Consider the following 15,304-nt stretch of genomic DNA (forward strand, 5'->3'; position numbering starts at 1 on the left):
GGGGTGTGACCTTTCTGCGGCTTGTGCGTTGGGGGGGATGCGATGACAATGACAGGCGAAACGACCCAAAAGACACGCCACTGCGGCAACTTGCAAATTCAGAACGGATAGGATCGCCGCTGCGGTCTGGTGAAGTAACATGTTGAAAAATCAAAATATTACGATTATTGGCGGCGGCATTGGCGGGCTGACCGCGTCCATTGCGCTCGCTCAACGTGGCGCGCAGGTGACGGTGCTGGAACAGGCCGACGCGATCACCGAAGTGGGCGCTGGGTTGCAGATCAGCCCCAATGGCTTCCGCGTTCTGAACGCCCTGGGCTTGGGTGCGCGGGCGCAGGAAATGGGGCTGCGCTCTTCCGGGGTGTGGCTGCGTGATGGGCTGACCGGGCGCGAAGTGATGGATCTGGATTTTCAGAAAACCGCGCCAGAGGATGTGTTTTTGCTGTTTCACCGGGCGGATCTGATTGACCTATTGGCCGAAGGCGCGCGCAAAGCAGGGGTCGATATTCAGCTGGGAAAACAGGTAAATGCCGTCGTGCAAAACGCAGAGGGCACCACGGTCAGCCTGCAAGATGGCACCCGCCACCGCGCCGATTACCTTGTTGGGGCAGATGGGTTGCATTCCGTGGTGCGCGGCGTGCTGAACAAAGCCCACGCTCCGTTTTTCACCGGCCAAGTGGCATGGCGCGCAATTGTGCCTGCATCTGGACGAGAGCAAACCGAAGCCACCGTTTTCATGGGGCCGGGGCGCCACATGGTGACCTATCCGCTGCGCGGCGGGTCGGTGGTTAATATTGTGGCAGTGGAAGAGCGCAGCGAATGGGCCGACGAGGGATGGTTTCATAAAGATGATCCCGCCAATCTGCGCCGTGTTTTCTCTGGCTTTTGCGACGATGCTATGGCGCTTTTGGAACGGGTTGAGGACGTGCATGTCTGGGGCTTGTTCCGTCATCCCGTTGCCGGGCGCTGGCACAAAGACCGCATGGCAATTCTGGGCGATGCGGCGCATCCGACCCTGCCATTTATGGCGCAGGGTGCTGTGATGGCGATGGAGGATGCTTGGGTCCTGGCCTCCAGCTTGGACAAGGCCGGGTTGGACAAGGGCGGTGCGTTTTACCAATCTCAACGCGAAGATCGTGCGACGCAAGTTGTTGAAGCCGCTAACAAAAATGCCAGAAACTATCATTACGCCAATCCGATTGCACGTTTTGCGGGCCACAATCTGTTGCGCGCCGCAGGGCGCATGGCCCCACGCGCAGTTTACGGCCGGTTTCGTTGGATCTATGACGAGGATGTCACGCGCCGCTAAGCCGGATCAGCCCAGCAACGCGTCGATTTTCGCGCCGCTGATGGACTGCCCTAGAACCGAAAAATCACCCTCGTCAAACATCGCTTGCGCCGCATCATGCAATACGCGGTGCGTGGCCCGCGCCAAAGCGGATCCCAATGAAATCCGCGCAACCCCTGCCTTGGCAAACTGATCACGGGTGATGTTGGTAAACGGTCCGGCCGCCAAAGCATTCACCGGAAGGCATGTTGCGGCGCAAATCCGCGCCTGATCCTCCAGCGTCCCCGGAAGGGGAACATAAAGCGCGTCGGCGCGGGCGTCCTCATACCCTTTGATCCGTGCCATCGCTTCATCCAGATTATAGTGCCCGTTCATCACCCCATCCGCGCGCGCAAGCAGTACAAAATCATTGGGCAGGGCGCGGGCGGCGCTCGCTGCGGCCTTAATGCGCTCAATCGCCAAGGCGCGATTGTAAGGTGTGGCAGAAGGCAGGGCGGTGTCCTCTATTGAGATCCCGGCGAGCCCAACCTCCGCGGCCAAGCGCACGGTTTCGGCGCAACAATCCGGATCATCACCAAATCCGTTCTCAAAATCGCCTGACACCGGCACATTGACCGCGGTCACAAGGTCTTGCGCGTGGGCAAGCGCCTCATCCCGGCTGACATGCCCCATGTCCGGGCGGCCCAATGTGAACGCATGCGCTGCGGATGAGGTGGCGATGGCCTCTGCGCCCATAGAAGCCAAAACTTTGGCGCTGCCTGCATCCCAGGCATTGGCCAGAATAAATGGATTTCCCCTTTGGTGTAAGGCGCGGAATTTACGTCCAATATCGTGGGTCATGTCCCCTCCTAAGCTGGGTCTTTTGTAACGGAAAGCTGCATTTCAGGCCGCCCCATCCGTAGCCCCAAATGGCATCTTCCGCGCGCAGCGGTATAACAATTCGCCATCGTGCGCCCCCATGTTCACACTGCCCAACATCCAACCAACAATCCACATTTTCCTCTTCCTCTTTCCATAAATATCCCCGCCGGAGGCAAGAAAACCAAAATCCCCCTTTCCAAGACCGCAATTGCATGAGATAGGGACGTGCCAAACGAAAGCTTCCAAGGAGACCACTCATGGAGATTCGCGAGGCCCTCACCTTTGACGATGTTTTGCTGGTTCCAGCCGCCAGTAACGTTCTGCCCTCAACGGCAGATACCTCCACGCGTGTGACGCGTTCCATTACCCTGAATATCCCGCTGCTCAGCTCGGCGATGGATACGGTGACCGAAGCCCGCATGGCGATTGCCATGGCGCAGGCCGGCGGCATGGGCGTGATCCACAAGAACCTTGATGCAGAAGAGCAAGCCCGTCAGGTGCGTCGCGTCAAACGGTTCGAAAGTGGGATTGTTTATAACCCGATCACACTGACCCCGGATCAGACCCTGGCAGACGCCAAAGCGCTTCAGGAACGCTACCGCGTGACGGGGTTCCCCGTTGTCGACGTCGAAGGGCGTGTGGTGGGCATTGTCACCAACCGCGATATGCGGTTTGCCAATCATGACGATACCCCGGTGAAGGCGATGATGACCTCGGAAAACCTGGCGATGCTGCAAGAACCGGCAGAGCTGGAAGAGGCCAAATCGCTGATGCGGGTGCGCCGGATTGAAAAGCTGTTGATTGTCGATGCTGACGGCAAACTGACCGGTCTTTTGACCCTGAAAGACACCGAACAGGCCGTGTTGAACCCAACAGCGTGCAAAGATGACCTTGGTCGTTTGCGGGTGGCTGCGGCCAGTTCCGTTGGTGAAAGTGGCTTTGCGCGCAGCCAAGCGTTGATTGATGCGGGCGTGGATATTGTGGTGATTGACACTGCGCATGGCCATTCCGAAGGCGTGATCGAAGCGGTGAAGCGCGTGAAAGGGCTCGACAGTGGCGTTCAGGTAATTGCGGGCAATGTGGCCACCGCCGCGGCGACCCGTGCGTTGATTGACGCCGGTGCAGACGCGGTAAAAGTGGGCATTGGCCCTGGGTCGATCTGTACCACGCGTATGGTGGCCGGTGTCGGCGTGCCGCAACTGACCGCGATCATGGATTGCGCGCGTGAAGCGGGTGACATTCCGGTGATTGCGGATGGTGGCATCAAGTTCTCGGGCGATTTTGCCAAAGCGATTGCCGCGGGCGCAAGCTGCGCCATGGTTGGGTCAATGATTGCGGGCACCGATGAAAGCCCGGGCGAAGTGATCCTGTACCAAGGACGGTCGTTCAAATCCTATCGTGGCATGGGGTCGCTTGGCGCCATGGCGCGCGGCTCTGCGGATCGTTATTTTCAAAAAGATGCGGCCAGCGACAAGCTGGTGCCCGAAGGGATCGAGGGGCAGGTGCCCTATAAAGGTCCCGCCGGAACCGTTGTGCATCAATTGGTGGGCGGTTTGCGCGCGGCAATGGGGTACACCGGAAATGGTACCGTGGCGGATATGCGCAGCAAATGCCAGTTTGTGAAGATCACAGGCGCTGGCCTGAAAGAAAGCCATGTGCATGATGTTCAGATCACGCGCGAAAGCCCAAATTATCGGATTGGATAAAGAAATCATGCCGTTATGCGATGCACTTAATTCAACCGGGTGTCTTCAATGACCCCCGGAGCGCGCGTGGCTGCGGCCATTGAAATCCTTGACGAGATCTTGGCCGGCACGCCAGCAGAGAAGGTTCTGACCAGCTGGGCCCGGTCGCATCGGTTCGCCGGGTCAAAGGACCGCGCGGCCATTCGCGATCATACTTTTGACGCGCTGCGCCGGTTGCATTCGTCCCAAGCGCTTGGCGGCGGAGCGGATGGCCGGGCGGTTATGATTGGCGTGCTCCGGGGGCAAAAAATTGACCCGGACACGCTGTTTCACGGCGAAGGTCATGCGCCAGCCCCGTTGACCGATGCGGAACGGGCCATTGATGCCGCTGGTCTGTCGCGCGCGCAATCTCTGGATTGCCCAGAATGGCTGTTGCCGAAATTTGAGGCGAGCCTCGGGGCCGATTGCGACGCAATTCTGCGCCAGTTGCAGGATCGCGCGCCGGTGTTTTTGCGGGTTAACCTTGGTCAAACCACCCGGCAGGACGCGATTGCGTTACTGGCACAGGCCGGCGTTGTTGCCGTGCCGCATGACTTGTCGCCTTCCGCGTTGGAAGTTCTTGAGAACCCGCGAAAAATCTCAATGTCAGAGGCGTATCAATCGGGCATGGTTGAGCTTCAGGACGTCGCGTCGCAGGCGTTGGTGGATCAGCTGGGCATTCAGCCCGGCATGAGAGTTCTGGATTTTTGTGCAGGCGGCGGTGGTAAAGCGTTGGCGATGGCGGCTTTGGGGGCGAAAGTGGTCGCCCATGACGTCGCGCCGCAGCGTATGAATGACCTGCCGGACCGTGCTGAGCGCGCGGGTGTCTTTATTAAAACCGCCAGCACGCGCGAATTGCCTGCCCTTGGTCCGTTTGATTTGGTGCTCGCTGATGCGCCGTGTTCGGGAAGCGGGGCGTGGCGCCGATCGCCCTATGGGAAATGGTCGCTGACACAAGAGGCTTTGAATGAGGTTCTTTCTGTACAGTCCGGTATTTTAAGTGAAATTTCAAAATATTCTGGGGATGAAGGTCGGCTGGCTTATGCCACATGCTCGCTGTTTCAGGATGAAAATCAAACCCAGATTGCAGGCTTTTTGCAGGGCGCTCCGGCGTGGAAACTGGCCTCTGAACGACAGTTCACACCTTTGGATGGCGGAGACGGATTTTACGTAGCTCTATTGACGCGGGAAACTTCACGGGATTAAATCAACCCGAGGGGGAAGTGATTGGGTATTTTTTGCGCTGACGGCGAGTGTTAAGGCTGCATTAACGATAGTCGCGCAAAAGTATACCCATCGAATCCGCATGAAAGGGAGCCTCGTGGCGCGATCAGCCTTGTCTCCACATCCAATGGTGAAAACCGCTCAGGACTTATCGTCTCACGCGGTCTATATTCTCGTTTTGGCACTCGCTGCCTTGGGGGCCGCTTTTGCGCTTCCGGGCCTCAGCCTTTTGGTGAACTTGACGTTGCTCATAACCGGGGCGACATTGTTTTGCTTGGTGGTTTTGGTCAAAGCCTTGTCATCGTGGCAAACGGCGCAGGTGACCAAGCTGTTTCACACGCTTTCGGCGTATTCCGAGCATGATGCTTCGGCGATTTTCGCAACCGATCAGGACGGCGCGATTGTTTATATAAATCAATCGGCTGGTGCGCAATACGATGCCCAACCTGGGGATACTTTGGCCAAGGCGTTTCGAGATTTATTTGCCTCGCCCTCTGGCATATTAAGCCGCCTTCAAAGCCGTGCCGAAGCCACAAATACCGCCAGTGAAGACATCGTTTTACGCCGCGGTCACATTCGGCTTTCTGTCCATAAGATGGAGAATGACGGGTTTTTGTGGCGTGTGGATGCGTTGGGGGACAGGTCGGTCAGTGGTCGGTCAGGTGAAAACATTGCCTTACCCATGATGACCGTGTCAAAAAACGGCACCATTTTGTTCATGAATGAAGCGGCGCGCTTTTTACTGGGCGGGCGTGAAACCACATTGGATAGGGTGTTTCTTGAAACACCCGTGCGTTCTGGTGTGGCGATGCAGGTTTCGGGCAAAACGGGCCCAATATCTGTGGTGGTCTGGGAGGTGAATTGCTCCGCGGAACGCAAAGAACTTTACCTGTTGCCCGCAGATATGACGCCCACGGTTACCAAAGGCGAATGGGCCGTTGTCGAGGGGCTTCCTGTTCCCCTGCTTAAACTCGATTCCCATGGGGCGATCACCATGGCCAATAAACGCGCGCGCAGGTTGTTGGGGGACGAAAGCGCCATGGGCTCCTTGTTGGCGGATCAGGTTGAAGGTCTTGGGCGTCCAGTCTCGGATTGGTTGGCGGAAGCCCATGCAGGCCGACATCTGGGACGGATCGAAGTGGTGCGTGCCAGCAAGCCTGATGACGAAGTGTTTGTGCAGATTTCACTGAGCCAGATGGTGGATGAGGCCGGGCCAGCATTGATTGCCGTGTTGCAAGATGCGACCGAGCTGAAAACGCTCGAGGCGCAGTTCGTACAAAGCCAGAAAATGCAAGCAATCGGCCAGCTTGCGGGCGGTGTCGCTCATGATTTCAACAATCTTTTGACCGCGATATCAGGACATTGCGACCTGTTGCTCACGGGACGGGATGAGGCGGATCCTGAATATTCAGATCTTGCCCAAATCCATCAAAACGCCAATCGAGCGGCTTCTTTAGTGGGGCAATTGCTAGCCTTTTCTCGCAAGCAAACCCTGCGGCCTGAGGTCATCGACCTATCCGACACGATGTCTGACCTGACCCATTTGCTGAACCGCCTTGTTGGTGAAAAGGTCAGCCTTGAATTGGATCATGATGAAAAGCTGCTGGATATACGGGCGGATCGGCGCCAATTGGATCAGGTTATTATGAACCTTGTCGTGAATGCGCGCGATGCGATGCCAGAGGGTGGTGTGGTCCGAATCGAGACGCGAAATGTCATTCTTGACACCCAGCTAGAACGCGATCGCGCCACGGTTCCAGCCGGTGAATATGTTACCGTACGGGTGATCGATCACGGAACCGGTATTGGTGCAGATAAAATAAATAAGATCTTTGAACCTTTCTTTACCACTAAGAAGGCCGGGCAGGGCACCGGGCTTGGCCTGTCCATGGCGTATGGCATTATTAAACAAACCGGGGGGTTTATCTTCGTGGATTCGGTGCCGGGTTCCGGGACCACATTCACCTTGTATTTCCCAGTTTGGAAACAACGCGTTGAAGTGGCCGGTCTCTCAGATCAGGTCCACGATGCAGTACCGGAAACCGGTCAGGCAACGGATGCCGCCATAGAACAGGCTCCTGCGTCCAAGCAATGCGACCCAGAGGTGGAAAATGAGGCTGTAAAATCGATTATCTCAAAAGTGACGGCTTCAGCGGGGCCGAGCGCGATTGACGCGCATTCCGAAGTGTCTTCCAGCTTGCCGAAACCGACCCATGAGCTGACCAGCACCACAGCTGGTGGGGTTGTCCTTTTGGTTGAGGATGAAGCACCGGTGCGTGCCTTTGCGTCGCGGGCGTTACGAATGCGCGGCTATACTGTTCTCGAAGCTGAAAGTGCGGAAGAGGCGCTTCATATCTTGGAGGACACCAGTTTGGATGTGGATGTTTTTGTCACTGATGTGGTTATGCCTGGTATGGATGGGCCCACTTGGGTGATGAAAGCATTGGAACGTCGCCCCGGTGTGAAAGTCGTCTTTGTCTCTGGTTATGCCGAGGATTCTGTTTCCGAACACCAAGCGCGCGTGCCCAATTCGGTATTCTTACCCAAGCCATTTTCGCTAAATGAGCTGACATCCACGGTCCAGCAACAGATACATTAAGTAAACAAATCAATAGGTAACCAATTCTTTTCTGCCATTAAGGGTTTGGTTACCAATCTTTGCCAAAGTTAATTTTAGTAAATTATTAGTTGATATGTTCTCTTTTTGTCTCGTATACATACTTAGAACATCCCGTGAACATAATGGTCGAGTTGCCGATGGAAGCCGGGTGTGAAATAAGGGAAGAAACAATGGCGACTGCGGATATTTTTGACATGAAACGCGATAGTGATAAACAAAAGGCGTTGGACAGTGCTCTTGCGCAGATCGAACGCCAATTTGGCAAAGGCTCAATTATGAAACTGGGGGGGGATAACCCGGTTGCAGAAATTGAATCCACCTCAACCGGTTCTCTTGGTTTGGATATTGCCCTTGGAATTGGCGGCCTGCCCAAAGGGCGCATTATTGAGATCTACGGACCAGAAAGCTCGGGCAAAACCACCTTGACGCTGCACTGTGTTGCGGAAGAGCAGAAAAAAGGCGGCGTTTGTGCCTTTGTTGATGCTGAACATGCGCTGGATCCGCTTTATGCGAAAAAACTTGGCGTTGATCTGGACGAGCTTTTGATCAGCCAGCCGGACACCGGTGAGCAAGCGCTTGAAATTGTGGACACGTTGGTTCGTTCTGGTGCTGTGAGCATGGTCGTCGTCGACTCGGTTGCTGCTTTGACGCCAAAATCGGAGCTTGAAGGCGATATGGGGGATGCCAGCGTTGGCGTCCAAGCCCGTTTGATGAGCCAAGCCATGCGTAAGCTGACCTCTTCCATCGCGCGTTCCAACTGTATGGTGATTTTCATCAACCAGATCCGGATGAAAATCGGCGTGATGTTCGGCAGCCCTGAGACGACAACCGGCGGCAATGCGCTGAAGTTTTACAGCTCTGTGCGTCTGGATATTCGCCGCATCGGCCAAATTAAGGACCGCGACGAAGTGGTGGGCAACGCCACCCGTGTGAAAGTGGTTAAAAACAAAGTCGCTCCGCCGTTTAAACAAGTTGAGTTTGATATCATGTACGGCGAAGGCATCTCGAAAATGGGTGAATTGCTGGATCTCGGCGTGAAAGCAGGTGTGGTTGAAAAGTCCGGCTCTTGGTTTAGCTATGGCGATGAACGTATCGGTCAAGGTCGTGAAAACGCCAAAAATTATCTGCGGGAACACACGAAAACCGCCCTTGATATCGAAGATAAAATTCGTGCGGCGCATGGTTTGGAATTTGATATGCCGCCGGGGGCGCGCGATGAAGATGATGGTTTGGTTGAGGCGTAATCGCCTGATCTTGCCAACACATGTTAACTGACGGAAGGCCGGGATTATTTCCCGGCCTTTGTTTTTGACCAAGCGCGTGGTGGACAGGCGCGGCGTGGGGCGGTAAACCACTGCGAACGCTGATAAGAGGCAAGAAAATATGGCCAGCCTGAACGATATTCGCTCGACCTTTCTCGACTATTTTGCAACGCAAGGCCATGAGGTGGTGGACAGTTCCCCCCTTGTGCCGCGCAATGACCCAACCCTGATGTTTGTGAACTCGGGCATGGTGCAGTTTAAGAACCTGTTTACCGGGTTGGAAACGCGCGATTATGTGCGCGCCACCACGTCACAGAAATGTGTGCGCGCCGGCGGCAAGCATAATGATTTGGACAACGTCGGCTATACAGCGCGCCACCACACATTCTTCGAAATGCTCGGAAACTTTAGCTTTGGGGATTATTTCAAACCCGAGGCGATCCCTTTTGCCTGGAACCTGATCACCAAGGAATTCGGGATCAACCCCGAGCGTTTGTTGACCACGGTCTATCACACCGACGACGAAGCCTTTGAAATCTGGAAGAAAGTTGGGGTGCCGGAAAGCCGGATTATCCGCATCGACACCGCAGATAACTTTTGGCAGATGGGGCCAACGGGGCCATGTGGGCCGTGTACCGAGATTTTTTATGACCACGGCGATCACATCTGGGGCGGCCCTCCCGGCAGCGCGGATGAGGATGGCGATCGGTTTATTGAGATTTGGAATGTGGTGTTCATGCAAAATGAACAATTCGCGGATGGATCCATGGTGCCGCTCGACATGCAGTCGATTGACACGGGCATGGGGCTTGAGCGGATTGGCGCGCTGTTACAAGGCAGCCATGACAACTATGACACCGACCTGTTTAAGGCGCTGATCGAGGCGTCTGCCCATGCCACGCATGTGGATCCTTATGGTGACAAAAACGTGCACCACCGGGTGATCGCGGATCACTTGCGCTCGACCTCGTTTCTGATGGCCGATGGCGTGATGCCGTCCAACGAAGGGCGCGGATATGTGCTACGCCGGATCATGCGCCGTGCGATGCGTCATGCGCATTTGCTTGGGGCAAAAGACCCGGTTATGCATCGTTTGGTGCCTGAATTGGTGGCGCAAATGGGACAAGCCTATCCAGAGCTTGGCCGCGCGCAGGTGATGATCGAAGAGACGTTGCTGAATGAAGAAACCCGGTTTAAGGCGACTTTGGATCGCGGTTTGAAGCTGTTGGATGACGAGGTTTCGGGCTTGGAAGAGGGCGCGAACCTGCCCGGAGAAACCGCGTTCAAGCTGTATGACACCTACGGTTTTCCGCTGGATCTGACGCAGGATGCGTTGCGTGAAAAGGGCCGGTCGGTGGACACCGATGGGTTTGACGCGGCGATGGAAGAGCAAAAAGCCCGTGCCCGTGCGGCCTGGTCTGGATCGGGTGAAGCGGCGGATGCAACCATTTGGTTTGACCTCGCGGAAGAGCATGGTGTGACCGAATTCCTGGGCTATGACACCGAACATGCCGAAGGGCAGATCCTTGCGTTGGTGCAATCCGGCGCGCAAATTCAAGCTGCAAAAGCGGGGGATGAGGTTCAGATCGTCGTGAACCAAACGCCATTTTACGCCGAAAGCGGTGGTCAGGTGGGGGACGCGGGGTTGATCCGCACCGACACTGGGTCCGCTCGGGTGACGGACACCAAAAAAGTGGCGGATGTGTTTATTCACTTCGCAACTGTGGAAGATGGTGAACTGTTGACCACCCAAGGGGCAGAGTTGGCGGTGGATCATTTGCGCCGCGGCTCGATCCGCGCCAATCACTCCGCCACGCACCTGTTGCACGAGGCGTTGCGTGGTGAGCTGGGCGAACATGTGGCGCAGCGCGGGTCGCTGAATGCGGATGATCGTTTGCGGTTTGATTTCAGCCACAATAAGGCGATGACCCCGCAGCAATTGTCCAATGTGGCGCGCGAAGTGAACACCTATATCCGCCAAAACACCAAGGTGGAAACACGGATTATGACGCCGGATGATGCGCGCGATATTGGTGCGCAGGCGTTGTTTGGCGAGAAGTACGGCGACGAAGTGCGGGTTGTCTCGATGGGCCATGCGGCCACGGGCAAAGGCACCAATGGGGCGACCTATTCGATCGAACTTTGCGGCGGTACCCATGTGGATCGGACCGGCGAAATCGGTGTGTGTGTGATCCTCTCAGAAGGGGCAAGTGCCTCTGGCGTGCGCCGGATTGAGGCGCTGACCGGCAAAGCTGCCTTTGCCTTTATCGAAGAGGAAACCGGCCGTGCGTCTGAATTACAGGGCATGTTGAAGGCCAAACCAGACGAGGTTGTGGGCCGGATCAAAGGTCTGATGGACGAGCGCAAAGCCTTGAACAATGAGATTTCGGCGTTGAAACGTGAGCTTGCGAAAGCCTCGGGTGTGGGCGCTGAGGTTAAAGAACTGAATGGTATCAAGTTCTTGGCGGTGGTTGTTCAAGGTGTTGGTGGCAAAGATTTGCAATCTTTGGTCAATGAGCACAAAGACACGCTTGGATCTGGCGCTGTTTTGGTGATCGCGGACAATGACGGCAAGGTTGCTGTGTCTGCGGGCGTGACCTCTGATCTCACGGACAGGCTTTCGGCTGTTGATTTGGTGAAAGCAGCAGTGCCGGAATTGGGCGGCAAGGGGGGCGGTGGTCGTCCAGAGCTTGCCCAAGGCGGCGGGGCTTCTGCGGAAAACGCCGCCGGTGCCATTGCGGCAGCCGAGGCTGTGATCGCGGGCTGATCTGTCCTCATCTGGTATCTGACCAATTGGTCAATTCCCTCTCGCAAATTGAAATTGGGCGCGTATAGTCAAAGGCTAACGCGCCCTTTTTATGTGCAGAACCCAACAAGGAGAGACAGCCGATGCCAGCGCTTTGGATTGCCCATGTGACCGTGACCGACGAAGAGGCTTATGGCCGCTATGCCAAATTGGCGGGGCCGGCGATTGCCAAGCATGGGGGCAAGTTTATCGCCCGCGCCGGGCGGTATGTGCAGCTTGAGGGCAAAGATCGCCCGCGCAATGTGGTGGCGAAATTTGCCAGCGTAGAAGACGCAGAGGCCTGTTACCACAGTCCTGAATATCAAGAGGCGTTAAGCCACGCACGCGATGCATCAGAGCGTGAATTGCTGATTGTTGAGACCGACGAATAGGTAGCTCACGCAGAAAAATATCAGACAACGCAACAAAAAAGGGCCCCCGAGAGGAGGCCCTTTTCGTTTTATATCAACCGCTTATTGCTGAAGACCGCGCGCGTTGCGCTTGCGTTCATGCGGATCCAGATAGCGTTTGCGCAGACGGATCGAGTTGGGGGTCACTTCCACCAGCTCGTCATTGTCGATGTAAGCAATCGCTTCTTCCAAGCTCATCGTGATGGGCGTTGTCAGGCGCACCGCTTCGTCCGTGCCAGAGGCGCGCACGTTGGTCAGCTTTTTGCCTTTCAGCGGGTTCACTTCCAGATCGTTTTCACGGCTGTGTTCCCCAATGATCATGCCTTGGTACACGTCAACCTGTGCGCCAATGAACATGCGGCCACGATCTTCGAGGTTCCACAGGGCAAAGGCCACGGATTGACCGTTTTCTATGGAAATCAGAACACCGGCGCGACGGCCCGGAATGGTGCCTTTATGCGGGGTCCAGCCGTGGAACACACGGTTCAGAACGCCGGTCCCGCGGGTGTCGGTGAGAAACTCACCGTGATACCCGATCAGACCACGCGAGGGCACATGAGCGATGATCCGGGTTTTGCCTGCACCAGCGGGCTTCATCTCGGTCATTTCACCTTTGCGCACACCGGTGATTTTCTCGATCACGGCGCCGGAGTATTCGTCATCCACGTCAATGGTGACTTCTTCAACGGGCTCAAGGGTTTGGCCGTCTTCTTCGCGCATCAGAACCTGTGGGCGAGAGATCGACAATTCAAAGCCTTCGCGACGCATGTTTTCAATCAAAACACCCATCTGAAGTTCGCCACGACCGGCCACCTCAAACGCGTCCCCACCAGGGGTGTCTGAGATTTTGATCGCCACGTTGCTTTCCGCTTCTTTCATCAGGCGGTCACGGATCACGCGCGACTGAACCTTTTTGCCGTCACGACCAGCCAATGGGCTGTCGTTGATGCCGAAGGTCACGGTGATGGTGGGCGGATCGATCGGCTGTGCTTTCAGCGGTGTTTCCACGGCCAGCGCACAAATCGTGTCGGCCACGGTCGCTTTGGTCATGCCGGCAAGGGACACAATGTCGCCCGCCACGGCTTCTTCGATGTCTTGCTGGGCAAGGCCACGGAAGGCTTGGATGCGGGTGACGCGGAAGTTTTCGATTTTTTGACCGATGCGCGAGATGGCTTGAACCGAGGCACCCACTTTGATGCGGCCCGTTTCAACGCGACCTGTCAACAGGCGACCCACAAAAGGGTCAGAGCCCAATGTGGTGGCCAGCATCGAGAAGTCTTCGTCTTGGTGGTTGATCTGCTTTGGCTTTGGAACGTGGTTCACGATCAGGTTGAACAGCGCGTGCAAATCTTTGCGTGGGCCGTCCAGCTCTGCGTCTGCCCAACCGTTGCGGCCAGAGGCATACATATGTGGGAAATCCAGCTGATCTTCGTCGGCACCAAGGGATGCAAACAAATCAAAACACTCGTCCAGTGCGCGATCTGGTTCGGCGTCGGGCTTGTCCACTTTGTTCAGAACAACAATCGGGCGCAGGCCAAGGGCCAGGGCTTTTGATGTCACGAATTTCGTTTGTGGCATGGGGCCTTCAGCCGCGTCCACCAGCAAAACAACACCATCCACCATCGACAGGATCCGTTCCACTTCGCCGCCAAAGTCAGCGTGGCCGGGGGTGTCAACGATGTTGATCCGCGTGTCTTTCCATTCAACCGAGGTCGGCTTGGCGAAGATGGTGATCCCGCGTTCGCGTTCCAGGTCGTTGCTGTCCATGGCGCGTTCTGCCACGGCCTGGTTTTCCCGGAAAGCACCGGATTGTTTCAGAAGCTCGTCGACCAGTGTGGTTTTTCCGTGGTCAACGTGAGCGATAATCGCGATATTGCGAAGGTCCATATTGCGCGCCTTTTAAAAGAAGTTGCCGCGCGCATACCGTGCCTTGGGCGCAAATGCCAGCTTTAATCGTGCCTAATGGGTGGATGAGGCGGAAAAGAGGTTGATCACGGCGATCCCAGCCACAATCAGCGCCAATCCAAGCACGGCGGCAAGGTCAAGTTTTTGCCCAAAAAACGCGTATCCAATCGCGGCAATCATCACAATACCAAGGCCCGACCACAGCGCATAAGCGATCCCAACGGGCATGAATTTCAACACCCAAGCCAAAAGCGCAAAGCTGATGCCGTAGGCGATGACCACCGTGACGGATGGCCAGAAGCGGGTGAACTGTTGGCTGGCCTGAAGGGCAGAGGTGCCGATGGTTTCGGCAATCACGGCGAAGATCAGGACGAGATAGGGCATGGATCGCTCCGGCTTGGGGAATAATTGGGGGATATTGGGGGGGAAGGGCGTTACAAAGGAACCTCTGTGGTTTCCTTTAACTCTTCCATCACAAAACTGGCGGACACATCGCTGAGATCGACAAAGGAAATGAGCCGCTGATAAAGCCGATCATAATCAGCCATATCTTCAACCCTTGCATGGATCAGGTAATCCAGATCGCCGGTCATCCGATAGGCCCCAAGGATTTCGGGGATCTGCCGCGTGGCGCTGGCAAACCGGTCCAACCAATCTGGCGCGTGATGGGCGGTGCGCACCTGAATAAACACCGACAGGCGCAATCCCAGTTTTACCGGATCAAGCAGGGCAACCTTTTTCCGGATCACACCGCTGTCTTGCAGGTTGCGAATGCGCCGCCAACAGGCGTTGCGCGACAGGTTCACGCGGCTGCCAAGTTCTTCCAAACTCAGATCCGCGTCACGCTGCAATTCGCCAAGGATCTTACGATCTATTGTATCAATTTCCACCATACCTTTAGTCTAGCGTGAAATTGTCACAAGATCCATGCCGTTTCTGTTGAGAATGGGAGGATTTCTTCGTCGTTTTCGTATCTCATGAACAAAGTGATGCGACAAAAGATGAACAGGATAAGCAAATGATCAACAAACTTCTCTTTGACCACCCGAACTCTGTCGATGAAACCTATTTTGAACATGCAAAATTTGCGGCCGGTTTTTCATTTTGGCTCTTTGTGGCGGCCGGTGCTGCGCTTATTCATGCAATCATTCCCGGCGCGTGTGAGACAACAGGAAGCCGGATCATCGCGCGGTTGTACGCAAAAACCCACAATCGTGGGGCTTAG

The 15,304-nt window shown here is 55.8% G+C and carries 12 protein-coding genes; 8 read left to right on the top strand and 4 right to left on the bottom strand.

The genetic code is table 11. The features are described 5' to 3' along the window. Nucleotides 1-139 precede the first annotated feature (139 nt). Nucleotides 140-1,309: an FAD-dependent monooxygenase gene (locus tag KKW20_RS12695; protein ID WP_214568277.1), complete on the top strand. Its 1,170-nt coding sequence runs from the start codon at nucleotides 140-142 to the stop codon at nucleotides 1,307-1,309. Between the two features lie 6 nt (nucleotides 1,310-1,315). On the opposite strand, the gene KKW20_RS12700 is transcribed toward KKW20_RS12695, so the two are convergent. Continuing rightward, a complete protein-coding gene (locus KKW20_RS12700) occupies nucleotides 1,316-2,128 on the bottom strand; it encodes an isocitrate lyase/PEP mutase family protein (RefSeq protein WP_214568278.1) in 813 nt (270 codons plus the stop codon). 278 nt (nucleotides 2,129-2,406) lie between these two features. Between KKW20_RS12700 and guaB the strand changes: the two genes are divergently transcribed. The 6 genes from guaB to KKW20_RS12730 all read left to right on the top strand — a co-directional run bounded on the left by guaB (nucleotide 2,407) and on the right by KKW20_RS12730 (nucleotide 12,156). Continuing rightward, nucleotides 2,407-3,855, top strand: a complete 1,449-nt coding sequence (gene guaB, locus KKW20_RS12705) for an IMP dehydrogenase (protein WP_214568279.1) — start codon at nucleotides 2,407-2,409, stop codon at nucleotides 3,853-3,855. 48 nt (nucleotides 3,856-3,903) lie between these two features. Further along, entirely contained in the window at nucleotides 3,904-5,079 is a 1,176-nt protein-coding gene (locus tag KKW20_RS12710; RefSeq protein WP_214568280.1) for an RsmB/NOP family class I SAM-dependent RNA methyltransferase, read from the top strand. 145 nt (nucleotides 5,080-5,224) lie between these two features. Further along, nucleotides 5,225-7,696, top strand: a complete 2,472-nt coding sequence (locus KKW20_RS12715; protein ID WP_214568281.1) for a hybrid sensor histidine kinase/response regulator — start codon at nucleotides 5,225-5,227, stop codon at nucleotides 7,694-7,696. Nucleotides 7,697-7,887: 191 nt separating this feature from the next. Continuing rightward, nucleotides 7,888-8,961: a recombinase RecA gene (gene recA / locus KKW20_RS12720; RefSeq protein ID WP_214568282.1), complete on the top strand. Its 1,074-nt coding sequence runs from the start codon at nucleotides 7,888-7,890 to the stop codon at nucleotides 8,959-8,961. A 139-nt stretch (nucleotides 8,962-9,100) separates the two neighbouring features. Next, nucleotides 9,101-11,746, top strand: coding sequence for an alanine--tRNA ligase (gene alaS / locus KKW20_RS12725; protein WP_214568283.1), 2,646 nt, complete (start codon nucleotides 9,101-9,103; stop codon nucleotides 11,744-11,746). A 122-nt stretch (nucleotides 11,747-11,868) separates the two neighbouring features. Further along, a complete protein-coding gene (locus tag KKW20_RS12730; RefSeq protein ID WP_214568284.1) occupies nucleotides 11,869-12,156 on the top strand; it encodes a DUF1330 domain-containing protein in 288 nt (95 codons plus the stop codon). 81 nt (nucleotides 12,157-12,237) lie between these two features. On the opposite strand, the gene typA is transcribed toward KKW20_RS12730, so the two are convergent. The 3 genes from typA to KKW20_RS12745 all read right to left on the bottom strand — a co-directional run bounded on the left by typA (nucleotide 12,238) and on the right by KKW20_RS12745 (nucleotide 14,972). Next, nucleotides 12,238-14,061, bottom strand: a complete 1,824-nt coding sequence (typA, locus tag KKW20_RS12735) for a translational GTPase TypA (protein ID WP_214568285.1) — start codon at nucleotides 14,059-14,061, stop codon at nucleotides 12,238-12,240. Nucleotides 14,062-14,133: 72 nt separating this feature from the next. Beyond that, entirely contained in the window at nucleotides 14,134-14,463 is a 330-nt protein-coding gene (locus tag KKW20_RS12740) for an SMR family transporter (RefSeq protein WP_214568286.1), read from the bottom strand. 50 nt (nucleotides 14,464-14,513) lie between these two features. Further along, nucleotides 14,514-14,972 (bottom strand): Lrp/AsnC family transcriptional regulator, encoded by a 459-nt coding sequence (locus KKW20_RS12745; RefSeq protein ID WP_214568287.1) that lies wholly within the window; start codon nucleotides 14,970-14,972, stop codon nucleotides 14,514-14,516. A 125-nt stretch (nucleotides 14,973-15,097) separates the two neighbouring features. Here KKW20_RS12745 and KKW20_RS12750 point away from each other — a divergent pair, with 125 nt between their 5' ends. Continuing rightward, nucleotides 15,098-15,304 carry a DUF6356 family protein gene (locus KKW20_RS12750; RefSeq protein WP_214568288.1) on the top strand — a complete coding sequence of 69 codons (207 nt, stop codon included), beginning with the start codon at nucleotides 15,098-15,100 and terminating at the stop codon, nucleotides 15,302-15,304.

It is taken from the genome of Aliiroseovarius lamellibrachiae, from assembly GCF_018599245.1.
In the GTDB taxonomy this organism is placed as follows: Bacteria; Pseudomonadota; Alphaproteobacteria; order Rhodobacterales; family Rhodobacteraceae; genus Aliiroseovarius; species Aliiroseovarius lamellibrachiae.